22 protein-coding genes and 1 riboswitch are annotated in these 21,917 nt (G+C 73.1%); of the genes, 17 read left to right on the plus strand and 5 right to left on the minus strand.

Annotated elements, in window-relative coordinates:
• Window positions 1–61 precede the first annotated feature (61 nt).
• The 16 genes from KGA65_RS16835 to KGA65_RS16910 all read left to right on the plus strand — a co-directional run bounded on the left by KGA65_RS16835 (window position 62) and on the right by KGA65_RS16910 (window position 14,790).
• Window positions 62–760 (plus strand): response regulator, encoded by a 699-nt coding sequence (locus tag KGA65_RS16835; protein WP_225864283.1) that lies wholly within the window; start codon window positions 62–64, stop codon window positions 758–760.
• Window positions 757–2,085 carry a sensor histidine kinase gene (locus KGA65_RS16840; RefSeq protein ID WP_225864284.1) on the plus strand — a complete coding sequence of 443 codons (1,329 nt, stop codon included), beginning with the start codon at window positions 757–759 and terminating at the stop codon, window positions 2,083–2,085. The genes KGA65_RS16835 and KGA65_RS16840 overlap by 4 nt, the downstream gene beginning before the upstream one ends.
• A 97-nt stretch (window positions 2,086–2,182) precedes the next feature.
• Entirely contained in the window at window positions 2,183–3,682 is a 1,500-nt protein-coding gene (locus KGA65_RS16845; RefSeq protein ID WP_225864285.1) for a DegQ family serine endoprotease, read from the plus strand.
• Window positions 3,683–3,810: 128 nt separating this feature from the next.
• Window positions 3,811–4,878, plus strand: coding sequence for an OmpA family protein (locus KGA65_RS16850; protein WP_225864286.1), 1,068 nt, complete (start codon window positions 3,811–3,813; stop codon window positions 4,876–4,878).
• Window positions 4,879–4,912: 34 nt separating this feature from the next.
• A riboswitch (TPP riboswitch) is annotated at window positions 4,913–5,014 on the plus strand.
• Window positions 5,015–5,123: 109 nt separating this feature from the next.
• Window positions 5,124–7,004, plus strand: a complete 1,881-nt coding sequence (thiC, locus tag KGA65_RS16855) for a phosphomethylpyrimidine synthase ThiC (RefSeq protein WP_225864287.1) — start codon at window positions 5,124–5,126, stop codon at window positions 7,002–7,004.
• Window position 7,005: 1 nt separating this feature from the next.
• A complete protein-coding gene (locus KGA65_RS16860; RefSeq protein ID WP_225864288.1) occupies window positions 7,006–8,172 on the plus strand; it encodes an FAD-dependent oxidoreductase in 1,167 nt (388 codons plus the stop codon).
• Window positions 8,165–8,380 (plus strand): sulfur carrier protein ThiS, encoded by a 216-nt coding sequence (gene thiS, locus KGA65_RS16865; RefSeq protein WP_225864289.1) that lies wholly within the window; start codon window positions 8,165–8,167, stop codon window positions 8,378–8,380. Before KGA65_RS16860 ends, thiS begins: the two co-directional genes overlap by 8 nt.
• Window positions 8,381–8,385: 5 nt before the next feature.
• Window positions 8,386–9,192 carry a thiazole synthase gene (locus KGA65_RS16870; protein WP_225864290.1) on the plus strand — a complete coding sequence of 269 codons (807 nt, stop codon included), beginning with the start codon at window positions 8,386–8,388 and terminating at the stop codon, window positions 9,190–9,192.
• Between the two features lie 7 nt (window positions 9,193–9,199).
• Complete coding sequence (gene thiD / locus KGA65_RS16875; RefSeq protein WP_225864291.1) at window positions 9,200–10,810, plus strand: bifunctional hydroxymethylpyrimidine kinase/phosphomethylpyrimidine kinase; 1,611 nt, start codon at window positions 9,200–9,202, stop codon at window positions 10,808–10,810.
• Window positions 10,811–10,843: 33 nt separating this feature from the next.
• A complete protein-coding gene (locus KGA65_RS16880; RefSeq protein ID WP_225864292.1) occupies window positions 10,844–11,494 on the plus strand; it encodes an HAD-IA family hydrolase in 651 nt (216 codons plus the stop codon).
• Between the two features lie 56 nt (window positions 11,495–11,550).
• Window positions 11,551–11,943, plus strand: a complete 393-nt coding sequence (locus tag KGA65_RS16885; protein WP_225864293.1) for a COG4315 family predicted lipoprotein — start codon at window positions 11,551–11,553, stop codon at window positions 11,941–11,943.
• Between the two features lie 12 nt (window positions 11,944–11,955).
• Window positions 11,956–12,486, plus strand: coding sequence for an RNA polymerase sigma factor (locus KGA65_RS16890; protein WP_310740982.1), 531 nt, complete (start codon window positions 11,956–11,958; stop codon window positions 12,484–12,486).
• 5 nt (window positions 12,487–12,491) lie between these two features.
• Entirely contained in the window at window positions 12,492–13,325 is an 834-nt protein-coding gene (locus KGA65_RS16895) for an anti-sigma factor family protein (protein WP_225864294.1), read from the plus strand.
• A 36-nt stretch (window positions 13,326–13,361) separates the two neighbouring features.
• Window positions 13,362–14,093, plus strand: coding sequence for an SIR2 family NAD-dependent protein deacylase (locus KGA65_RS16900; protein ID WP_225864295.1), 732 nt, complete (start codon window positions 13,362–13,364; stop codon window positions 14,091–14,093).
• Between the two features lie 69 nt (window positions 14,094–14,162).
• The gene (locus KGA65_RS16905; protein WP_225864296.1) at window positions 14,163–14,330 is read left to right on the plus strand and encodes a LiaI-LiaF-like domain-containing protein; all 168 of its coding nucleotides are present in this window, start codon (window positions 14,163–14,165) and stop codon (window positions 14,328–14,330) included.
• A gap of 13 nt (window positions 14,331–14,343) precedes the next feature.
• On the plus strand, window positions 14,344–14,790 hold the full coding sequence (locus KGA65_RS16910) for a hypothetical protein (RefSeq protein WP_225864297.1): 447 nt from the start codon (window positions 14,344–14,346) through the stop codon (window positions 14,788–14,790).
• 10 nt (window positions 14,791–14,800) lie between these two features.
• Here the strand turns inward: KGA65_RS16910 and KGA65_RS16915 are convergent, their stop codons facing one another.
• The 5 genes from KGA65_RS16915 to radA are packed head-to-tail and all read right to left on the minus strand — an operon-like array spanning window position 14,801 to window position 19,324.
• Entirely contained in the window at window positions 14,801–16,318 is a 1,518-nt protein-coding gene (locus KGA65_RS16915) for a sensor histidine kinase (protein WP_225864298.1), read from the minus strand.
• Window positions 16,319–16,322: 4 nt separating this feature from the next.
• Window positions 16,323–16,538, minus strand: a complete 216-nt coding sequence (locus KGA65_RS16920) for a zinc-finger domain-containing protein (protein WP_225864299.1) — start codon at window positions 16,536–16,538, stop codon at window positions 16,323–16,325.
• Between the two features lie 51 nt (window positions 16,539–16,589).
• Entirely contained in the window at window positions 16,590–17,513 is a 924-nt protein-coding gene (locus tag KGA65_RS16925) for a branched-chain amino acid transaminase (protein ID WP_225864300.1), read from the minus strand.
• 57 nt (window positions 17,514–17,570) lie between these two features.
• Entirely contained in the window at window positions 17,571–17,930 is a 360-nt protein-coding gene (locus tag KGA65_RS16930) for an antibiotic biosynthesis monooxygenase family protein (RefSeq protein ID WP_225864301.1), read from the minus strand.
• Window positions 17,931–17,959: 29 nt separating this feature from the next.
• Entirely contained in the window at window positions 17,960–19,324 is a 1,365-nt protein-coding gene (gene radA / locus KGA65_RS16935; protein ID WP_225864302.1) for a DNA repair protein RadA, read from the minus strand.
• A 234-nt stretch (window positions 19,325–19,558) separates the two neighbouring features.
• On the opposite strand from radA, the gene KGA65_RS16940 reads away from it, so the two are divergent.
• Entirely contained in the window at window positions 19,559–21,880 is a 2,322-nt protein-coding gene (locus KGA65_RS16940) for a diguanylate cyclase domain-containing protein (protein ID WP_225864303.1), read from the plus strand.
• Window positions 21,881–21,917: the final 37 nt, after the last annotated feature.

Below are 21,917 nucleotides of genomic sequence, written 5' to 3' on the forward strand. Positions count from 1 at the left end.
CCGCCCGGCGCGCTAAGCTTGCGTCCCCGAGCTTTTCGCTTGCCGCCCCCGACCTGACCCGATGCGCCTGCTGCTGGTGGAAGACGACCGCATGATCGGCGAGGCCTTGCGCGCCGCGCTGCGCCCCGAGGGCTTTGCCGTCGACTGGGTGCGCGACCTGGCCGCTGCCCGCGCCGCGCTGGGCAGCGAACGCTTCGACCTGGTGCTGCTGGACCTGGGCCTGCCGCCCGGCGGGCCGGGTGCCGCCACGGCGCCGGAAGCCGACGGTCTGAGCCTCTTGCGCGAGCTGCGCCAGCGCAGCGACACCACGCCGGTCATCGTGCTGACCGCCCGCGACGGCCCGGGCGACCGGGTGCGCGGCCTGGACACCGGGGCCGACGACTACCTGGTCAAGCCCTTCGAGTTCGACGAACTGACCGCCCGCATCCGCGCCGTGCTGCGCCGCCAGGGCGGCCATGCCCAGCCGGTGCTGCGCCACGGCGCCATCACGCTGGACCCGGCCACCCGCCAGGTCCAGGTCGGCAGCGAGCCGGTGCTGCTGTCGGCGCGCGAGTTCGCGGTGCTCGAAGCCCTGATGCAACGCCCCGGCGCCCTGCTCTCGCGGGCGCAGCTGGAGGACAAGCTCTACGGCTGGGGCGAGGAGATCGAGAGCAACGCCGTCTCGGTCTATGTGCACCAGCTGCGCCGCAAGCTGGGGGCCGAGCGCATCGGCACCGTGCGCGGGGTGGGCTACTTCCTGACCCCGGTGGACGCCGCATGAGGCTCTGGCGCTCGCTGCGCTGGCGGCTGCTGCTGTCGCTGCTGGCGGTGCTGGCCGCCGCCGCCGCGGTGGTGGCCGGGCTGACCTACCGCTCGGTGCTGGCCGACACCGAGGCCTTGTTCGACTACCAGCTGCAGCAGATGGCGCTGTCACTGCGCGACCAGGGTGCCATCGCGCCCGACCAGGCCCGCGCGCTGGCCGACCAGCGGCTGGACTTTGTCGTGCAGGTCTGGAGCGAGGACGGCCTCAGCATCTATGCCTCGCAGCTGCCGCAGGCCCTGCCCGAGAAGGCGGTGCTGGGCCTGGCTGACATCGCGGTCGGCGGCGAGGTCTGGCGCAGCTTCGCGGTGGCCTCGGCCGGCCGGGTGATCCAGGTGGCCCAGCCCGAGCGCATCCGCCGCGGCCGGGCGGCCCAGGCCGCGCTGCGCAGCGTCGCGCCCCTGGCCTGGCTGGCCCTGCCGCTGGTGGCCCTGCTGTGGTGGCTGGTGGACCTGCTGACCGCCCCGCTGCAGCGCCTGGCACGCGACGTGGGCCGGCGCGACGCCACCGCCCTGTCGCCCCTGCCCGAGGCCGAGCTGCCCGACGAGGTGCGGCCCCTGGTGGCCGCGCTCAACGCCCTGCTGGCCCGGCTGGGCGGCAGCCTGGCCACCCAACGCGCCTTCGTGGCCGATGCGGCGCACGAGCTGCGCTCGCCGCTGACCGCGCTGAAGCTGCAGCTGCGCGCGCTGAAGGACGCCTCTGCCGAAGCCGAGCGCGGCGCGGCCATCCAGGCCCTGGGCGAAGGGATCGAGCGCGCCGCGCGCCTGGTCGAGCAGTTGCTGGCCCTGGCCCGCAACGAACCCGGCAGCCCGCCGCCGGAGCCGCAGGCGCTGGACCTGGCCGAACTGGCTGGCGAGGCCCTGGCCGACCTCTGGCCCCAGGCCCAGGCCCGCCACGCCAGCCTGGCGCTGGAGGCCGAGCAGCCGGTGCCGATGCGCGGCGACCGCGCCGCCCTGTCGGCGCTGGTGCGCAACCTGGCTGACAACGCCCTGCGCTACGGCCGCGACGGCGGCCAGGTGCGGCTGCAGGTGAGCGCCGAGGCCAACGGCCCATGCCTGACGGTGGACGACGACGGCCCCGGCATCCCGCCGGCCGAGCGCGAACGGGTCTTCGACCGCTTCTGGCGCCGCGACACCGGCCGCGCCGACGGCTCCGGCCTGGGCCTGGCCATCGCCCAGGCGGTGGCCCAGCGGCATGGCGGGCGGATCACGCTGGCCGATTCGCCGCTGGGGGGCTTGCGGGTGCAGGTGCGCTTTGCGGCCACCCCGGGGCCGGCCGCGCCCTAACCTTCGCTTCATCTTCGCCTCACGAAGGCCTCATCGCCCTTGTCCACCATGCAGGCAAGCGGTTCTGCCGCGCCCATCCACGACAAGGAGTTCTGCGATGAACAGCCGTACCAAGACCCTGTCCACCATCGTCATCACCGCCGCCGCGACCACCGCGATCGTCGCGGCGGCCAGCGCCGGGGCGATCGACTTCAAGCACCTGTTCTCGGGCAACGGCCAGACGCCGGTGGCGGCGGCCGCCGCCGCGGCCGTGGTGCCCGCCGCCCCGGTGGCGCCGCTGCCCCCCGGCGCGGTGCCGGACTACCGCGCCATCGTCAAGCAGGCCGGCCCGGCCGTGGTCGGCGTGATGGTCTCGGGCGAGCGTCAGCCCGACCCGAACGAGGACGGCCCGGACATCCAGAACGACCCCTTCTTCCGCTTCTTCCGCGGCATGCCGGGCTTCCAGATGCGCGGCGGTCAGCCGCACGGCAAGGTGCCCTTCCGCGGCCAGGGCTCGGGCTTCATCATCGCCTCGGATGGCCTGATCCTGACCAATGCCCACGTGGTGCGCGACGCCAAGACGGTGACGGTGCGCCTGACCGACCACCGCGAGTTCGAGGCCAAGGTGCTGGGCTCCGACCCGGTGACCGACATTGCGGTGCTGCGCATCGCCGCCAAGGACCTGCCCACCGTGCGCCTGGGCAATTCGGACGCGGCCGAGGTGGGCGACCGGGTGCTGGCCATCGGCGCGCCCTACGGCCTGGAGCAGACGGCCACCCAGGGCATCGTCAGCGCCAAGGGCCGCTCGCTGCCCGACGACACCGTGGTGCCCTTCATCCAGACCGACGCCGCGGTGAACCCCGGCAACTCCGGCGGCCCGCTGTTCGACGGCAGCGGCGCGGTGATCGGCATCAACGCCCAGATCTACACCCAGAGCGGCGGCTTCCAGGGCCTGTCCTTCGCCATCCCGATCAACATCGCGATGAAGGTCAAGGACCAGATCGTCGCCACCGGCCATGTGCAGCACGGCCGCCTGGGCGTGATGATCCAGCCGGTCAACCAGGCCCTGGCCGACTCCTTCGGCATGGCCAAGCCCGAGGGTGCGCTGGTGTCCAAGGTGGAAAAGGGCAGCGCCGCCGCCGAGGCCGGCATCAAGCCGGGCGACGTCATCACCCAGGTCAACGGCAAGCCGGTGACCGACGCCGGCTCGCTGTCCAGCCAGATCGGCCTGGCCGCGCCGGGCGAGAAGGTGACGCTGACCGTCTGGCGCGACCACGGCAGCAAGACCATCGAGGCCAAGCTGGGCAAGGCACAGGACGACAGCGCCTCGTCCGGCAACGCCGCCGGCGAAGGCCCGCAGCTGGGTCTGGCCCTGCGCAACCTCAGCCGCGACGAGAAGCGCCAGGCCGGCGTGGACGGCGGCCTGCTGGTGGACGACGCCGAAGGCGCGGCCGCGCGGGCCGGCATCGAGGCCGGCGACATCGTGCTGGCCATCAACGGCAAGCCGGTCAAGGGCATGGACGACATCCGCAGCGTGCTCAAGACCCATCCCAAGCAGGTGGCCCTGCTGATCAAGCGCGACGACGAGACCCTGTTCGTGCCGGTGCCGCTGAACTGACTCCATCGCACGCCGCCGCGTCACATCCTGTCACGCCTGGGGGCGGGGCGACGTCACGGAACGGGGGTACAACCCCGGACCGGGGCGCCGCCCGCCCCCCATGCATTCCAACCGTGACAGGGACCCCGATGATCCGTTCGATGCACGCCCGCCTGCGCGCGGGCCTGGCCGGCCTGATGCTGGCCGGCACCCTGGGCAGCCTGGCCATGCCGGCTGCCGCCGCCCCCAGCTGGGCCACCGATGTGGCCGGCGGCCAGGACCACCCGCTGCTGCAGCGCTACACCGATTCCTGGCTGATCGCCTACCAGCAGCAGTCCTTCGCCCAGACCAGCTTTCCCGGCAAGCTGGGCCTGGACAGCAAGAACCACTTCCTCGCGCCGGTGACGGTGGAGGGCCAGGTCACCCGCCTGGTCTACCTGGCCCCGCCGGGCAAGACCCCGCTGGAGGTGCACCGCAACTACGAGCAGGCCCTGGCCGCCGCCGGCTTCAAGGCGGTGGTCAGCTGCACGCCCAGCCAGCCCCTGTGCGAGAAGATGCGCTACGGCTTTGCCGACGAGCGCTACGACCAGCTCAAACAGGCCAACTTCGCGGCCAGCCGCGACCGCCAGTCCGACCCCCAGCTGGCCCACGCCATCAACGGCCTGGGCGGCGTGAACATGGTGGGCACCGAGGACCTGTTCTTCAGCTACGGCACGCTCAACCGCAACGGCGCCACCGTGCATGTGATGGTCAACACCGGCAAGGTCGACAACAGCCCCTTCGTCGGCACCTACATCGAGATCGCCGAGCCCAAGGCCATGCTGGGTGGCCAGGTCACCGTCAACGCCGACGCGCTGAAGAACGGCCTGCAGGCCGAGGGCAAGATCGCCCTCTACGGCATCTACTTCGACACCGGCAAGGCCGCGCTCAAGCCCGAGTCCAAGGCCCAGCTCGACGAGATGGCCCGGCTGCTCAAGACCCAGCCCGCGCTGAAGGTCTATATCGTCGGCCACACCGACAACCAGGGCACGCTGGCGGCCAACCTGACGCTGTCGCAGCAGCGCGCGCAGGCGGTGGTGGATGCGCTGGTCAAGCAGTACCAGATCCCGGCGGCCCGGCTGGCCGCCCAGGGCGTGGCCAGCCTGGCCCCGGTGGCCGCCAACGCCGCCGAGGCCGGACGCGCCAGGAACCGCCGCGTCGAGCTGGTCGTGCAGTGAGCCCCACCGCCCCGGAGCAGAGCGCGCTACACTGCGCCTCGCTCCGGGGTGCGCGCGCAGCGCTGAGAGGGTGACCCACCCAACCCGAGAACTTGATCCGGTTCGTACCGGCGGAAGAAGAGCGCTAGACCCACCCTGAGGGCGTGGTCCGTGGCTCGGGCGCGAGCCCGGCCGTGGCCCCGCCCGCATCAGCCGGGGCGGGGCGGTCTCCGGAGCAGTCCATCTGTTCCTTTCAGGAGACCGCCATGAACGCGCCCGAGAAGCCCCCCTTCGCCTCCCTGCTGGCCCAGGCCTGCGCGCCCTTTCCCGCCTCGCGCAAGGTGCATGTGCCCGGCACGCGGCACCCCGGCGTGGCCGTGCCCCTGCGCGAGATCGCGCTGAGCAACGGCGAGCGCGTCACCGTCTACGACACCTCCGGCCCCTACACCGCACCGGGCTTCACGGCCGATGTGCGCGCCGGCCTGCCCGCGCTGCGCGCACCCTGGCTGGACGCCCGCGGCGACACCGAACCCTACGCCGGCCGGGCCCCGCAGGCGGTGGATGACGGCGACCGCCGTGACACCCCGGATGCCGAACGCCTGCAGGCCCTGCGCCAGCAGGCCGCCGGCCTGCAGCGCACCCCGCGCCGGGCCCGCGCCGGCCAGTGCGTGACCCAGATGCACTACGCCCGCCGCGGCATCGTCACACCGGAAATGGAGTTCGTCGCCCTGCGCGAGATGGGCCGGCGCGAGTGGATGCAGGCCTATGGCAGCGACGCCGAGCGCGAGGCCCGGCTGCGCGGCGACGCCCGCGGCGCCCGCATCCCGGAGGTCATCACCCCCGAGTGGGTGCGCGACGAGGTGGCCGCCGGCCGGGCCGTCATCCCGGCCAACATCAACCACCCCGAACTGGAGCCCATGGCCATCGGCCGCAACTTCCGGGTCAAGGTCAACGCCAACATCGGCAACTCGGCCGTCAGCTCCGGCATCGAGGAAGAGGTGGAAAAGCTGGTCTGGTCCACCCGCTGGGGCGCCGACACGGTGATGGACCTCTCCACCGGCCGCCACATCCACACCACCCGCGACTGGATCCTGCGCAATGCGCCGGTGCCCATCGGCACGGTGCCCATCTACCAGGCGCTGGAAAAGGTGGGCGGCGTGGCCGAGGACCTGAGCTGGCCGATCTTCCGCGACACCCTGATCGAGCAGGCCGAGCAGGGCGTGGACTACTTCACCATCCACGCCGGCCTGCGCCTGCCCTTCATCCCGCTGACCGCCAAGCGCCGCACCGGCATCGTCTCGCGCGGGGGCTCCATCCTGGCCAAGTGGTGCATCACCCACCACCGCGAGAACTTCCTCTACACCCACTTCGCCGAGATCTGCGACATCATGCAGGCCTACGACGTGAGCTTCTCGCTGGGTGACGGGCTGCGCCCGGGTTCGCTGAGCGACGCCAACGACGAGGCCCAGTTCGCCGAGCTGCGCACCCTGGGCGAGCTGACTCAGATCGCCTGGCAGCACGACGTGCAGACCATGATCGAGGGCCCGGGCCATGTGCCGATGCACCTGATCCAGGCCAACATGGACGAGCAGTTGAAGCACTGCCACGGCGCTCCCTTCTACACCCTGGGCCCGCTGACCATCGACATCGCCCCCGGCTACGACCACATCGCCAGCGCGGTGGGCGCGGCCATGATCGGCTGGATGGGCACGGCCATGCTCTGCTACGTCACGCCCAAGGAGCACCTGGGCCTGCCCGACCGCGAGGACGTCAAGCAGGGCCTGATCGCCTACAAGATCGCCGCCCACGCGGCCGACGTGGCCAAGGGCCACCCTGGCGCCCGCGCCCACGACGACGCGATGAGCCAGGCCCGCTTCGAGTTCCGCTGGGAGGACCAGTTCAACCTGGGCCTGGACCCGGACACCGCGCGCAGTTTCCACGACGAGACCCTGCCCAAGGACGCGGCCAAGCAGGCCCATTTCTGCTCCATGTGCGGGCCCAAGTTCTGCTCAATGAAGATCAGCCAGGACGTGCGCCAGTTCAGCGCCGAGCAAGAGGCCGCGGCCGAAGAAGGCATGGCCGCCAAGTCGGCCGAGTTCAAGGCCGCCGGCGGCGCGCTCTACATCCCCATCCAGCCGGAGGCCTGAGATGAGCGCCTCATCGCGACCCCATGCCGGCATTGCCGGCGCCGGCGTGCTGGGCCGGCTGCTGGCCTGGCGCCTGGCCCACGCGGGCTGGCGCGTCAGCGTGGTGGACCCGGCGCCCGATGCCCTGGCCCCGGCCCGCGGCAGCCTGTTTCACGCACCCCATGCGGCCGGTTTCACCGCCGCCGGCATGCTCAGCCCCCTGGCCGAGCTGGACCAGGCCGAGCCTGACGTGGCCGCACTGGGCTGGCGCTCGCTGGACCTGTGGCAGGCGGTGGCCGCGCGGCTGCCGGCGCGCGCCGATGCGCCGCAAGGCCTGGTGCGCCGCCAGGACAGCCTGCTGCTGGCCCACCCCAGCGACCTGGGCGCGGCCCAGCGGGTGCTGGCCCGGCTGGAAGCCGCCCGCGCACAGGATCCGGCCTGGCCCGCCGCCCAGCCGCTGGACGCCGAGGCCCTGCACGCCCTGGAGCCCGCCCTGGCCCCGCGGCTGTGGGGCTGGCGCCTGCCCGGCGAAGGCCAGGTGCTGGGCCCGGCCCTGCTGGAGGCCCTGGCCGCCGACGCGCCCGGCGTGGCCTGGCACTGGGGCCGGCGGGTCACCGACGTGTCCCCGCACCGCCTGACGCTGGAGGACGGCCAGGTGCTGAACGTGGACCTGGCCATCGACGCCCGTGGGCTGGGTGCGCGACCGGAGGCCGAAGCCCAGGCTCATCTCATGAGCCCATCGGACCCGCGGCCCACCTTGCGCGGCGTGCGCGGCGAGGTGGTCTGGCTGCACGCCCCCGGTGTGCCCCTGAATCGCCCGCTGCGCCTGCTGCACCCGCGCCACCGCGTCTACCTGGTGCCGCGGCCGGGCGACCTGGTGCTGCTGGGCGCCAGCGAGCTCGACAGCGAGGACCGCTCACCGGTCAGCCTGCGCAGCGCGGTGGAGCTGATGGCCGCGGCCCACAGCGTCATCCCCGAGCTGGCCGAGGCCCGCATCGTCCACCTGGAGGCCAATCTACGCCCGGCCCTGCCGGACCACCGACCCTGGGTGCAGACGGCACCGGGCTGGCTGGCGATCAACGGCCTGTTCCGCCACGGCTGGCTGCTGGCCCCGGCGCTGGTGGAGCAGGCCCTGACCGGGCTCGGCCTGCCCACCCTCACGCCCGATCAGGAGGCCGCCCATGCCTGAGACCACGCCCACCGTGACCCTCAACGGTGAACCGCGGCCCTGGCGGCCCGGCCTGAGCCTGGCCGACCTGCTGGCCGCCGAAGGCCTGGCGTCCGAGGCCGTGGCCAGCGCGGTCAACGCCTGCTTCGTGCCCCGTCCCCAGCGCGCGGCCACCCTGCTGCAACCGGGCGACGAGATCGCTCTTTTCCAAGCCATCGTCGGAGGCTGATGCCCATGTCCCTCGACACACTCGATTCCCCCTGGACCCTGTACGGCGTGCCGCTGCGCAGCCGCCTGCTGCTGGGCACCGCCGGCTACCCCTCGCCCGAGGTGCTGGCCCGCGCCCTGGCCGCCAGCGGCGCCCAGGTGCTCACCGTGGGCCTCAAGCGCACCCTGGCCGGCGGCGACAACGGCTTCGTCGCCGGCCTGCGCGCCCACCTGCGCGACCACGGCGGCCACCTGCTGCCCAACACCGCCGGCTGCCGCAGCGCGCGCGAGGCCATCGCCCTGGCCCGCATGGCGCGCGAGCTCTATGACACCGCCTGGATCAAGCTGGAGGTGGTGGGCGACGAGCACACCCTGCAGCCCGACCCCTGGGAGCTGGTGCAGGCGGCCGAGGTGCTGGTGCGTGAAGGCTTCCAGGTCTTCCCCTACTGCACCGACGACCTGGTGGGCTGCCAGCGCCTCTTGGACGTGGGCTGCCAGGTGCTGATGCCCTGGGCCGCGCCCATCGGCTCGGGCCAGGGCCTGCTCAACCCCTTCGCGCTGCGCACCCTGCGCGCGCGCCTGCCCGGCGTGCCGCTGATCGTGGACGCCGGCCTGGGTGCCCCCTCGCACGCGGTGCAGGCCCTGGAGCTGGGCCTGGACGGCGTGCTGCTCAACTCCGCGGTGGCCCAGGCGGGCGACCCGGTGCGCATGGCCGCGGCCTTCGGCGCCGCGGTGCGGGCCGGCCGCGCGGGCTTCGAGGCCGGCCTGATGGCGCCGCAGCCCATGGCCGTGGCCAGCACGCCGGTGGGTGGGCGGCCCTTCCTGATCGGTTGAGCACGCCATGACCCACGACTTCCCCGTCCGCCCGCGCATCGCCAGCGTGGCCGGCACCGACAGCGGCGGCGGCGCGGGCCTGTCGGCCGACCAGCGCGCGGCCCAGGCCTTTGGCGTGCACCTGTGCCCGGTGGTGGCCGCCGTCACCGCCCAGCACAGCCAGGCGGTGCGCCACATCAAGGCCCTGTCCCCCGCCCTGCTGCAGGCCCAGCTGGACGCCCTGGCCGAGGACCTGCCGCCCGCGGCCCTCAAGACCGGCCTGCTGGGCAGCGCGGCCAACGCCCGCGCGCTGGCCCGCTGGGTCGACGCCCAGCGCCGCCACCAGCCCGACCTGGCCCTGGTGGTGGACCCGGTGCTACGCGCCTCCACCGGCGCACCCTTCGCCGACGCCGAGCTGCTGGCCGCCTACCGCGACGAGCTGCTGCCGCGCGCCACCCTGGTCACGCCCAACCGGCGCGAGGCCGCGGCCCTGTTGGGTCAGACGGACGAGGCCGGGCCCGAGGCCCTGCCCGCCCAGGCCGCTGCGCTGCGTGCGTTGGGCGCCCAGGCCGTGCTGCTGACCGGCGGCGATGCCCAGGCCGAAACCCAGGCCCTGGACTGGCTGGACAGCCCGCAGGCCCGCGGTGGTCTGGCCCATCCGCGCTTGGCCACGCCGCACAGCCATGGCACCGGCTGCACCCTGGCCACGGCGGCCGCCGCCGCGCTGGCCCGGGGCTTTCCGGTGGCCGATGCCGCGGTGCTGGCCAAGCTGCTGACCACCCACGCGCTGCGCCAGGCCGGGCCGCAAGGGGCCGGCGCCGGGCCGGTCTGGGCCACGCCCGGCTGGGGCCAGGCGGGTGCCACCCTGCCCACGCTGGGCTGGGACGACCTGCCCGCGGCGGTGGCCGAAGCTCCGGCGCCCCCGACCTTCGCCCCCGGCCTCTACGGCATCGTGGACAGCGCCGAGGCGGCCCTGGCCCTGCTGCGCCAGCCCGGCCTGCCGCTGCGCCACCTGCAGCTGCGCTGCAAGGCCCCGCCCACCGGCGCCGACGCGGCCTGGCACGCCGCGCTGGCCGACACCATCCGCCGCTGCCTGCCGGTGGCCGAGGCGGCCGGCGTGACGCTGTGGGTCAACGACCACTGGCAGACCGCCCTGGCCGCCGGGGCCCGCGCCCTGCACCTGGGGCAAGAGGACTGGGCCGCCTTGAGCGTGCCGGAACGGGCGCAACTGCAACGGGCCCGTCGGCAGGACGGCGTGGCCCTCGGCCTGAGCAGCCACAGCGTCTGGGAGCTGGCCCGCGCGGCCGGCCTGCGGCCCGACTACATCGCCTGCGGGCCGGTGTGGCCCACCACCACCAAGGCCATGCCCTGGCACCCGCAGGGGCTGGACAACCTGGCCTGGTGGGCCGCCCTGTCACCGGCGCCGGTGGTGGCCATCGGCGGCGTGCTGCAGCCCGACCAGGCGCGCGCCGCCGCCGCGGCCGGCGCCAGCGCGGTCTGCCTGGTGCGCGGACTGGCCGGCGCCACGCCCACCACGCTGCAAACCTGGCAGGCGGCCTGGACGGCGGGCCGGGCCACCGAGGATGACCGCTCCGCCGGCCCGGACTGGCCGCACCCGAGCCTGCCGCGGACGGCCTGAGCGCCGGGGACGCCCATCGCCGACACTGTCGGCATGGCTGCTTACGACTTTCTGCTGTTCGACCTGGACGGCACCCTCAGCGATCCGCTGCTGGGTGTCGGCCGCTCCATCAACCATGCGCTGGCCCGTTTCGGCCACCCCGAGGTGCCGCTGGAGCAGATGTCCGCCTGCATCGGGCCGCCGCTGGAGCAGTCCTTCCGCCGCCTCACCGGCGTGCAGGACGAGGCCCACATCCTGGCCCTGATCGGCGCCTACCGGGAGCGCTACGGCGCCATCGGCTACGCCGAGAACACCCTCTACCCCGGCGTGCCCGAGGCCCTGCAGGCCCTCTCCGCGGCCGGCATGCCGATGGCGCTGTGCACCTCCAAGCGGGCCGACTTCGCCGCCAAGGTGCTGGACCTGTTCGGCCTGCGGCCGCACTTCCGCTTCATCAGTGGCGGCGACGTCGGGCGCGAGAAGTGGCAGCAGATCGCCGAGTTGAAGGCCGAAGGCCGGATCGCGGCGGCCACGCTGATGATCGGCGACCGGGCGGTGGACATCAGCGCCGCCCGGCGCAATGGGCTGGACGGGGCCGGCGTGCTGTGGGGGCATGGCTCGCGCGAGGAGCTCGAGGCCGCGCAGCCGCGCCAGCTGTTCCAGCAGCCCGACGAGCTGCCCAGTCTGGCGCCCCGGGCGATGGAATAAACCGCCGCCCTGCCGTGTTCATGCAGCACCCCTTCTTCTTTTTGCGAGGCCCTGCGATGAACCGCTTCTTCTCCCTCCCCTCCCTGTGCGCCCCCGCGCTGCTGGCCGTGGCAGCGCTGGCACCCGGCCTGGCCCAGGCGGCCGAACCGGCCCTGGTGCTGGACGGCGCGCTGGTCGACCCCGCCCACCGGACGCTCTACACCTTCGACCAGGACAGCGCCGGCAGCGGCCAGAGCCGCTGCAACGGTCCCTGCGCCGCCAACTGGCCGCCGCTGCTGGCCCCGGCCGGCGCCATGGCCCAGGGCGACTGGAGCCTGGTGAAACGTGAGGACGGCACGCAGCAGTGGGCCTACAAGGGCCGGCCGCTCTACCACTGGGCCCAGGACCAGCAGCCCGGCGACCGCACCGGCGACGGCTTCAAGGGCGTCTGGCACATCGCCAAGCCCTGACCCTGGCGCCCTATGGCCGAGCTGCGCCCCGACGCGATGGTGCCGCTGCTGCCGCGGCTGCGGCGGCACGCCCGTCTGCTGACGGGCCAGGCCGCGCGGGCCGACGATCTGGTGCAGGACACGGTGGAGCGCGCCTGCCGCAAATGGGCGCTGTGGACGCCGCGCGACGAGGCCACCGCCTCACTGCTGGCCTGGCTGCTGACGCTGATGCACCGCCTTTACCTGAACGGCCTGCGCGATGGCCGCGAGCACCTGATGGACCCCTGGGACGAGGAGGACGGCCCGGCGCTGCCCACCCACGACCCGACACCGGCCCTGGGCGCGGCGCTGGACCTGCAGCGCGCCCTGGCCCGGCTGAGCCCGGCCGCGCGCGAGGTGCTGCTGCTGGTGGCGGTGGAGGAATACAGCTACCGCGAGACCGCCGAGATCTTGGCCTTGCCCCTGGGCACGGTGATGTCGCGCCTGTCGCGGGCCCGCGAGCAACTGCGCGCCCTGCTGGAGACCCCGGCCCCCCGGTCCACCCCGCTGCGGGTGGTGAAGTGAACCCCATGGACACCGATCGCCCCGACGACTTCACGCTGCACGCCCTGGCCGATGGCGAGCTGGACGCCGCCCAGGCCGCGCAGGTGGCCGCCTGGCTGGAGCAGCACCCCGCCGAGGCCGCCCGCGTGATGGGCTGGCAGGCCCAGCGCGGCCAGCTGCAGGCCCTGGGCCGCGAATGGCTGGCCGAGCCGGTGCCCGCGTCCCTGCTGACCGCACTGCAGCCCCCGCCGCCCCGCCCGCGGCCGCGCTGGGGCGGGCTGGGCACGCCCCGGGTCCAGGCCCTGGCGGCCGCGCTGATGCTGAGCCTGGGCGCGGGCAGCGGCTGGTGGGCCCGCGGCGCCTGGCCCGGCACCACGCCACTGGCCCCGCAGGTCGCCGTGCCGACCTTCGTGCAGGACGCGGCCATCGCCCATGCGGTCTACACCCCCGAGCAACGCCACCCGGTGGAGGTGGCGGCCGACCAGCAGGCCCACTTGGTGCAATGGCTCTCGCGCCGCCTGGGCACGCCGCTGCGCGCGCCGGATTTCAGCGCCCAGGGCTTTGCGCTGGTGGGCGGGCGCCTGCTGCCCGCCGGCGCTGGCGAAACCGCCGCCGGGCCGGCGCGGGCCCAGTTCATGTACCAGGATGGACAGGGCCAGCGGCTGACGCTCTATGTCTCGGTGCTGCCGCCGGGCGCGGCCGGCCCCACCGGCTTCGGCCAGGCCCGGGCCGGCGACACCCGCAGCTTCTACTGGCTCGACGGGCGGCTGGGCTACGCACTCAGCGGCCCGGTCGGCCAGGCCGGGCCCGTCGACCTGGCGGCGCTGGCCCGGGCGGCCTACCACCAGCTGCAGCCCTGAACCGCAGGGCGCCGGCCGGTGTATGGTCGCGCCACCATGAGCTTCGACCGCCACCAGTACCAGCGCATCGTGGTCCTCACCGGGGCCGGCATCTCGGTGGCCTCGGGCCTGCACACCTACCGCGGCCCCGACGGCGTCTGGGCGGCGCACGATGTCGAGCGCCTGGGCCATGCCCGGGCGCTGGCCGAATCCCCGCAGGACACCTGGCGCCTGTTCGGCGGCATGCGCGGCCCGATTGCCCAGGCCCGGCCCAATGCGGCCCACCGTGCCCTGGCCCGCTGGGAGGCCGAGCTGCGGCCCGGCCAGCAGCTGCTGCTGGTCACGCAGAACGTCGATGGTCTGCACCAGGCCGCCGGCAGCCGCCATGTCTGCGAGCTGCATGGCAACGTGATGCTGACCCGCTGCAGCAACCCGGACTGCGACCTGCCCCCGTTCGAGGACCTGGCGCCGCACACCGAGGCGGTGCCCCGCTGCCCGCGCTGCGGCAGCGTGCTGCGGCCCGACATCGTGCTGTTCGGCGAGCCGCTGCCGCTGCAGGCCCTCTGGCAGGTGGACCGGGCGCTGCGGGACTGCGACCTGTTCCTGGCCATCGGCACCTCGGGCCTGGTGGACCCGGCCGCCAGCCTGGTGCGCTACGCCGCCCAGGCCGGTGCGCGCACCGTGTTCATGAACCTGGAGCCGCTGGTGCCGCCCAACCCGGCCTTCCAGGAGACGGTGCTGGGCCGCGCCGAGACCGTGCTGCCGGCCTGGCTGGGCTGGCCCGAATGACCCCCCGCCCCCGCGCGGCGCCGCTCGCGCGACAATGCCGCCCGATCCTGCGTGCCCTGCGAGGTCCCGATGCGTTCCCGTTCCCTGTTCCTGCCGCTGCTGCTGATTGGCATCGGCGCCTACTTTCTGCTCTCCCGCCTGGGCTGGATGCCCCCGCTGGGCCGCTGGCTGAACCACTGGTGGCCGGTGGCGCTGATCGGCCTGGGGCTGGTGATGCTGCTGGGCCGGCTGCGCTGAAGGGACGGCCGCGATGCTGATGCAGCTGCTGCGCCATGTGCACTACAAGGCCGTCGGGATGGCGATGATGGTCACGCTGCTGCTCGACGGGCTGACCGGCATCCTGCTGACGCTGTTCATGGGCCGCAAGGCCCTGCCCGACGGGGCCAGCCAGGCCGATCTGCAAAAGGCCTTCGAGGCCATCGGACAGTCGCCGTCGTACCTGGGCGCCTCGCTGCTGCTGGGCTCGGCCAGCACGGTGCTGGGCGGCTACCTGGCCGCGCGCATGGCCGGCCGCCTGCCCTACCTGAACTCGGCCGCCTATGGCGTGCTGGGCCTGCTGCTGATGCTGCTGCTCGGCGCGCCGGACACGCCGCTGTGGTTCGACCTGTTCGGCGACCTCAGCACGCTGCCGCTGGCCCTGGCCGGCGGCCACTGGGCCAGGCGCGAACAGCAGGCCCGCCAGACACCGCCCCGCTGACGGGCGCGGCTCAGGCTGCCGCCAGCATCACCCGGAAGGTGGTGCCGCCACCCCGGCCGTCCGGGCCGGCCAGCACGCTGTCGACGCGGATCTCGCCGCCCATGGCCTGCACCAGCATCTGCGACAGCGCCAGCCCCAGCCCGACGCCGCCCACCGGCCCGTGCTCGCGCCCCAGGCGGCTGAAGGGCTGGAACAGCTCGGAGAGCCGCTCCGGCGCGATGCCGCTGCCCGTGTCGGCCACCGCCAGGGTCCAGCCGGCCGCGCTGGCCTGCGCGCTCAGGCGCACCCGCCCCTGCGGCCGGTTGTACTTGATGGCGTTGGAGACCAGGTTCAGCAGCACCTGCCGCAGCCGCCGCGCATCGGCCCGCACCATGGCGCCGGGCGGCACCGGCGGAACGTCCAGCACGATGCCCGCCGCCTCGGCCTGCGGCTGGATCAGCGCCTGCACCTCGGCCAGCAGGTCGGCCAGCACCACCGCCTCGGGCTGCAGGTGCAGACGGCCGGCCTCCACCAGCGACAGGTCCAGCAGGTCGTCGATCAGGGCCTGCAGATGCTCGCCGGCCTGCTGCACATGGGTCAGCCGGCGCTGCTGGGCCGGGGGCAGTGGGTGATCGGGGTCGCTCGCCATCAACCGGGCGAAGCTGAGCACCGCGTGCAGCGGCGTGCGCAGCTCGTGGCTGACGCGCGACAGGAACTGGGTCTTGGCCGCGTTGGCGGCCTGGGCCACGGCGCGCTCGCGGCGGGCCTCCTCCAGCGCGTGCTGCAGCGTGGCGTCGGTCTGGGTGCCCAGCATGCGCACCGGGTTCAGGTCCGCATCGCGCTCCACCACCCGGCCGCGTTCCTCGATCCAGCGCCAGCGGCCATCGGCCGCGCGGGCGCGGTAGCGGGTCTGATAGAGCGGCGTCTCACCGCGCGCATGGGCCTGGTAGGCGGCCTCGGCACCCGCCGCGTCATCGGGGTGGATGAGGCGGTCCCAGTCGGCCTGGGTGTGGCCCAGTGCGTCGGGGTCGTAGCCCAGCATCAGCGCGCCCTCGTCGATGTCGCTCAGCACATCGGTGCGCAGGTCCCATTCCCAGACGTAGGTGCCGGCCTCGCGCATGGCCACCTGCACCAGCGACAGCGAGGCGGGCGAGCGCTGCCCGCGCGCTTCGAGCCAGAGGGCCAGCAGCTCGGCCGTGGTCTCCAGCAGCGGGGCCAGCAGGTCCAGCAACGCGCCGCGGTCGTCGCCCGCGGGGCCGGTGGCGAACCAGACCGTGCCGACGCGCTCGCCGGTGCAGTCCAGCGGCTTGGACCAGCCCTGGGCCTGCAGCGCGGCCGGCGAAGCCGTGGGCCCCCCCAGCCAGCAGCCCGCACCGCTGTCGTCGGCGCGGGCCCCGCCGACCAGGGCGACCTCGCGGCCGGCGGCCAACGCCAGCGAGCGGGTGGCCCGGCGCAGCGCATGCGCCGGGTCGTTGCGGCGCAACTGGTCCAGCAGCGCGGCCTGGGCTTCGCGCCAGACGAATTCGCGCGTGGCCGGCCCGCCGCTCACGGCTTCAGTGGCCGTGCGGGATCTTCTCGCCCGCCTTCAGGCGGTAGACGGTGCCGCAGTACGGGCACTGGCCTTCGCCGGCGTGGCTGAGGTCCACGAACACCTTGGGGTGGTGGTTCCACAGCGGCATCTTGGGGTTCGGGCAGAACACCACGCCCGGGCCTTGCAGGTCCTGGGCGGTGACTTCGACGACGGCGGGGGCTTGGGTGGCGGCGCTCATGGATTCAACCTTGGAAGCAGTCAATGTCGGAACGGGTCGGACGCGCCCGGCTCAGACCCGGGTCAGCCAGTGGGCGTACTTCGGGTTGCGGCCGTTGACGATGTCGAAGAAGGCGTTCTGGATCTTCTCGGTCACCGGGCCGCGCACGCCGCTGCCGATCTGCACGCGGTCGAGTTCGCGGATCGGGGTCACTTCGGCGGCGGTGCCGGAGAAGAAGGCCTCGTCGGCGATGTAGACCTCGTCGCGGGTGATGCGCTTCTCCACCAGCTTCAGGCCCAGGTCCTCGCAGATGTGGAACAGGGTGTTGCGCGTGATGCCGTTGAGGGCGCCGGCCGACAGGTCGGGGGTGTAGACCACGCCGTCCTTGACGATGAAGACGTTCTCGCCCGAGCCTTCGGAGACGAAGCCGGCGGCGTCCAGCAGCAGGGCCTCGTCGTAGCCGTCGTCGGTGGCCTCGGTGTTGGCCAGGATGGAGTTGGTGTAGTTGGACACCGTCTTGGCCTGCGTCATCGTGATGTTGACGTGGTGACGGGTGTAGCTGCTGGTCTTGACGCGGATGCCCTTGGCCAGGCCGTCCTCGCCCAGGTAGGCGCCCCAGGCCCAGGCCGCCACCATCAGGTGCACCGAGTTGCCCTTGGGCGAGACGCCCAGCTTCTCGGAGCCCAGCCAGGTCAGCGGGCGCAGGTAGCAGCTCTCCAGCGCATTGGCCTTGACCACCGCCTTCTGGGCCTCCTCGGCCTGCTCGATCGTGAACGGCAGCTTCATGCGCAGGATCTTGGCGCTGTTGAACAGGCGCTGGGTGTGCTCGCGCAGGCGGAAGATGGCCGTGCCCTTGTCGGTCTTGTAGGCCCGCACGCCTTCGAAGGCGCCGCAGCCGTAGTGCAGCGTGTGGGTCAGCACGTGGACCTTGGCGTCGCGCCAGTCCACCAGCTCGCCGTCCATCCAGATCTTGCCGTCGCGGTCGTCCAGGCCCATGGGGTGTTCCTTGTCGTAGGGAGATGCAGTGAGATCGCCGATTTTACGGGGCCGGGCTCAGCGTGGCTGCGGATCGCCGGGCGCATCCTGCGCGGCGTCCCAGCCATAGGCCCGCTCCACCTTGGCCACCCGCAGCTCGTAGTGGCTGTACCAGTGGGCCCGGCCTGCGTCGCGGGCGGCGGCGTGTTCGGCCTCGCGCCGCCAGGCGGCGATGGCCTCCAGGCTCTGCCAGTAGGAGACGGTGATGCCCAGGCCGTCCTCGCCGCGGGCGCTCTCGGCCCCCAGGTAGCCGGGCTGCTGCTGGGCCAGCGCGACCATGCGGTCGGCGGTCTCGCCATAGCCGTCGTCCACGGCCGTGCGCTGGCTGGTGAAGATCACCGCGTAGTAGGGCGGCGTCGGGCGGGGGGCGAAGCTCATGAGAAACGTCCTTGGGGGCGTGGAAGGAGTCAGTCCAGCGAGCGCAGCAGGTCGATGGCCTCGTCGATGCGCTCGACGGCATGGATGGTCAGGCCCTCGATGGGCTTCTTGGGCGCATTGGCCTTGGGCACCACCGCCACGCTGAAACCCAGCTTGGCGGCTTCCTTCAGGCGCTCCTGGCCGCGCGGGGCGGGCCGCACCTCGCCGGCCAGACCCACCTCGCCGAAGGCGATGAAGCCGCGCGGCAGCGGCTTGCCGCGCAGGCTGCTCTGGATGGCCATCAGCACCGCCAGGTCGGCCGCCGGCTCGGAGATGCGCACCCCACCCACTGCGTTGACGAACACGTCCTGGTCGGCGCAGGCCACGCCGGCATGGCGGTGCAGCACCGCCAGCAGCATGGCCAGGCGGTCGCGCTCCAGGCCGACCGACAGCCGCCGCGGGCTGGGCCCGCCGGCATCGACCAGGGCCTGGATCTCCACCAGCAGCGGGCGGGTGCCCTCCAGGGTGACCAGCACGCAGGCACCCGGCACCGGCTCGCTGTGGGTGGACAGGAAGATGGCGCTGGGGTTGGACACGCCGCGCAGGCCGCGCTCGGTCATCGCGAAGACGCCGATCTCGTTGACCGCGCCGAAGCGGTTCTTGAAAGCCCGCACCAGGCGGAAGCTGCTGTGGGTGTCGCCCTCGAAGTACAGCACCGTGTCGACGATGTGCTCCAGCACCCGCGGGCCGGCCAGTGCGCCTTCCTTGGTCACATGGCCCACCAGCACCATGGCGCAGCCGCTGCCCTTGGCGGTGCGGGTGAGCTGGGCCGCGCATTCACGCACCTGGGCCACCGAGCCCGGCGCGCTGCTGAGCTGGTCCGAATAGACGGTCTGGATCGAGTCGATCACGCAAAAGGCTGGCTGCTCGGACGCGATGGTGGCCAGGATCTTCTCCAGGTTGATCTCGGCCAGCACCCGCACCGCGGCGCCGGAAAGATCCAGCCGCTGGGCGCGCAGCGCCACCTGGGCGGTCGATTCCTCGCCCGTCACGTACAGCACCTTGAGCTGGCGCGAGAGCGCATCGACCGCCTGCAGCAGCAGCGTGGACTTGCCGATGCCCGGGTCGCCGCCGATCAGCACCACCCCCCCCTCGACGATGCCGCCGCCCAGCACCCGGTCCAACTCCTCCAGGCCGGTGGGCGTGCGCGCCACGTCGCCGGCCTCGATCTCCGACAGGGTGGCCACCGGCTGCGATTGCGCCAGGGCCTGGAAGCGGTTCTTGCCGGCCGAGGGCGCCTCGGCCACCGTCTCCTCCAGCGTGTTCCAGGCCTTGCAGTGCGGGCATTGGCCCAGCCAGCGCGGGCTGGTACCACCACATTCGCGGCAGGTGTAGACGGTCTTCTGCTTGGACATGGGGCCGGATTGTGGCCCGGCGTGATGGATCTGACAGCCAGGGCGCTGGCGTGGCGCCGCTTCACCAATAAGCCCCAGAAAGTCCTGACAACGCGGACGGCACCCTTCAAAATGAGGATGTATCGGGGAGTGTCAGATAAGCTGTCGACCAGCAGACACAGACGACGGAGGGGTGCAGCCGAGGCTGCACGGATGGGCGTGGTACAGGACAGGGCTTTCCCGCCGGAAGCCAGCATGGGTTTGAAGGGCACGACGCCTGCCGCGGCCACGCCGCGGGGCTGGCAGATGGCCTTGTCGCCGCTGCTGCTCAGCCACGCACTGGCGGCCCTGCTGGTGCTGGGCATTGCCGCTTACGTGATGCAGGTCAGCCACGACACCTTCGCCCGCCAGGCCGAGGTCACGGCCCAGACCCGGGCGGCCGATCTGCGCCAGGAAGTGACCGCCGATCTGCAGCGCATTGATTTGGCCATGCGGCATGTGGCGCTGGCCAATCTGCGCGAGACCAGCAACCCGGAGGCCAAGCGCCGGCTGATCGACGAATCGCTGGCGGAACACATGGTGCTGGTGCCTGAGGTCTACCACCTGCGCCAGACCGATGCCGAGGGCATCGTGCGTTTTCACGGTGCCGTGTGGCAGAAGGATGGCGACAGCCTGGCGCAGGATCCGGTGTTCCTGCAGGCCCGCCAGCAGCGCAGCGCCGCGCTCTTGCTGGGCGAACCGCGGTTCGACGAGACCAGCGGGCAGTGGACCCTGGCGGTGGCCCGGCGGGTGGAAGACCGCAAGGGCAACTTCCAGGGCATCGTCATCGGCGATCTGGGTCTGACGCATTTCGACCAGTTGATCGACCGCCACCCGCTCAGCCCCACCGACTCGCTGAGCCTGCGCAACCACCACCTGGCCCTGCTGAGCCGGCAGACCGGGCGTGACGGCGAGGCCCAGCCCCTGGGCACCACCCGCATCGTGCCCGCGTTTGCCACGGCCCTGAAAACCCACCCGGAGGCCGGCGTCTTCACCGGCCGCAACGTGATCGACGGTGTGGAGCGCATCAACGCCTATGCCATGGCCACGCCGTACCCATTGATGGCCATCGCCGGCCTGAGCCGCGACGAGGTGATGGCGCCCTGGCGGGCCCAGGCCTGGCGCATTGGCGGCGTGGCGCTGCTGGCAGCGCTGGGGGTGCTGGGCAGCGCCACGCTGACCTGGCGCGCCCACCGGCTGCAGCGCGACAGCCTGCGCCGCATGGACGAGGCCAGTCGGCTCACCCGCGTGCTGCTGGCCGCGGCCGCCGACGGCGTGCACGTGCTGGACCGCGAGGGCCGGGTCGTCGAGATGAGCGACTCCTTTGCGCAGATGCTGGGCTGGCGGCGCGAGGAACTGCTGGGGCGCCATGTCAGCACCTGGGACCGGGGCGACACGCCCGAGGCGCTGACCGCCCGGATCCGCGGCTACCGGATCGGTGAACGCCAGTCCTTCGAAACCGAGCACCTGCGCGCCGACGGCCAGACGATCCACGTCGAGATCTCCTGCGTGGCCTTGACGCTGGACGGCCGTGAACTGCTGTACTGCGCCTCGCGCGACATGACCCGGCGCCAGCAGCTGGAGGCCGAACAGACGGCCATGCTGGACAACGAGGTCGTGGGCATCGTGAAGATGCAGGGGCGCCGGCTGGTCTGGGCCAACCGGGCCGTCTACCGCATGTTCGGCCTGCCCGACGATGCCGACCTGACCCTGCTGGCCCCGCAGCTGGCCCCCGCCGACCTGGACCTGCCCGGCCGGCTGGCCGCGCGCCACGACGACCTGGTGGCCGGCCGCCCGGTGCGTGTGCAGCTGTGCATGCGGCGCCTGGACCACAGCACCATCTGGGTCGATGTCAACGGCGCCCTGCTCTCGGAGGACCGGCAGGAGACCTTGTGGGTGCTGGCCGACATCACCGCCCTCAAGCGCTACCAGGAGGAGATCGAGCACCTGGCGATGCACGACGCGCTGACCGGCCTGCCCAACCGCCGCCTGCTGGAAGACCGCCTGGTCCAGGGCATGGCGATCAGCCGGCGCGATGGCCTGCTGCTGGCGGTCTGCTACATCGACCTGGACGGCTTCAAGGGCGTGAACGACCGGCTGGGCCATGCCGCGGGCGACCTGCTGCTGCAGGATGCGGCCCAGCGCATCTCCGAATGCGTGCGCGAGCACGACACCGTCTGCCGCATCGGCGGTGACGAATTCGTCGTGCTGCTGCCGCTGCTGACCCAGGACAGCGAGGCCGAGCACGTGGTGCAGCGGGTGCTGCAGTCGCTGCGCCGCCCCTACAGCCTGGGCAAGAGCCCGGCAGAGCACATCTCGGCCAGCGCCGGCCTGGCGCTCTACCCGGCCGATGCGCGCGATGGCGACTCGCTGCTGCGCCTGGCCGACGTGGCGCTCTACCAAGCCAAGGCCGCCGGCCGCGACCAGATGGTGCGCTGGGGCCAGCCCGAGGCACGGCTGGACCAACCCGCTCCGGCCCCGGCCCCAGCCCCGGTACACCACACGCGCGGCGGCCCGGAACAGCCTGCCCTCACCTGAGCCCGGGACAAGGCCGCGGGCCTACACTGTCGGCCCC

This window comes from Ideonella benzenivorans (assembly GCF_020387415.1).
In the GTDB taxonomy this organism is placed as follows: Bacteria; Pseudomonadota; Gammaproteobacteria; order Burkholderiales; family Burkholderiaceae_C; genus Ideonella; species Ideonella benzenivorans.

Bases quoted from the DNA above. Each gene is read 5' to 3' on its own strand.
- KGA65_RS16835 (WP_225864283.1), top strand. From the start codon at position 62: ATGCGCCTGCTGCTGGTGGAAGACGACCGCATGATCGGCGAGGCCTTG.
- KGA65_RS16840 (WP_225864284.1), top strand. From the start codon at position 757: ATGAGGCTCTGGCGCTCGCTGCGCTGGCGGCTGCTGCTGTCGCTGCTG.
- KGA65_RS16845 (WP_225864285.1), top strand. From the start codon at position 2,183: ATGAACAGCCGTACCAAGACCCTGTCCACCATCGTCATCACCGCCGCC.
- KGA65_RS16850 (WP_225864286.1), top strand. From the start codon at position 3,811: ATGATCCGTTCGATGCACGCCCGCCTGCGCGCGGGCCTGGCCGGCCTG.
- thiC (WP_225864287.1), top strand. From the start codon at position 5,124: ATGAACGCGCCCGAGAAGCCCCCCTTCGCCTCCCTGCTGGCCCAGGCC.
- KGA65_RS16860 (WP_225864288.1), top strand. From the start codon at position 7,006: ATGAGCGCCTCATCGCGACCCCATGCCGGCATTGCCGGCGCCGGCGTG.
- thiS (WP_225864289.1), top strand. From the start codon at position 8,165: ATGCCTGAGACCACGCCCACCGTGACCCTCAACGGTGAACCGCGGCCC.
- KGA65_RS16870 (WP_225864290.1), top strand. From the start codon at position 8,386: ATGTCCCTCGACACACTCGATTCCCCCTGGACCCTGTACGGCGTGCCG.
- thiD (WP_225864291.1), top strand. From the start codon at position 9,200: ATGACCCACGACTTCCCCGTCCGCCCGCGCATCGCCAGCGTGGCCGGC.
- KGA65_RS16880 (WP_225864292.1), top strand. From the start codon at position 10,844: ATGGCTGCTTACGACTTTCTGCTGTTCGACCTGGACGGCACCCTCAGC.
- KGA65_RS16885 (WP_225864293.1), top strand. From the start codon at position 11,551: ATGAACCGCTTCTTCTCCCTCCCCTCCCTGTGCGCCCCCGCGCTGCTG.
- KGA65_RS16890 (WP_310740982.1), top strand. From the start codon at position 11,956: ATGGCCGAGCTGCGCCCCGACGCGATGGTGCCGCTGCTGCCGCGGCTG.
- KGA65_RS16895 (WP_225864294.1), top strand. From the start codon at position 12,492: ATGGACACCGATCGCCCCGACGACTTCACGCTGCACGCCCTGGCCGAT.
- KGA65_RS16900 (WP_225864295.1), top strand. From the start codon at position 13,362: ATGAGCTTCGACCGCCACCAGTACCAGCGCATCGTGGTCCTCACCGGG.
- KGA65_RS16905 (WP_225864296.1), top strand. From the start codon at position 14,163: ATGCGTTCCCGTTCCCTGTTCCTGCCGCTGCTGCTGATTGGCATCGGC.
- KGA65_RS16910 (WP_225864297.1), top strand. From the start codon at position 14,344: ATGCTGATGCAGCTGCTGCGCCATGTGCACTACAAGGCCGTCGGGATG.
- KGA65_RS16920 (WP_225864299.1), bottom strand. From the start codon at position 16,538: ATGAGCGCCGCCACCCAAGCCCCCGCCGTCGTCGAAGTCACCGCCCAG.
- KGA65_RS16925 (WP_225864300.1), bottom strand. From the start codon at position 17,513: ATGGGCCTGGACGACCGCGACGGCAAGATCTGGATGGACGGCGAGCTG.
- KGA65_RS16930 (WP_225864301.1), bottom strand. From the start codon at position 17,930: ATGAGCTTCGCCCCCCGCCCGACGCCGCCCTACTACGCGGTGATCTTC.
- radA (WP_225864302.1), bottom strand. From the start codon at position 19,324: ATGTCCAAGCAGAAGACCGTCTACACCTGCCGCGAATGTGGTGGTACC.
- KGA65_RS16940 (WP_225864303.1), top strand. From the start codon at position 19,559: ATGGGTTTGAAGGGCACGACGCCTGCCGCGGCCACGCCGCGGGGCTGG.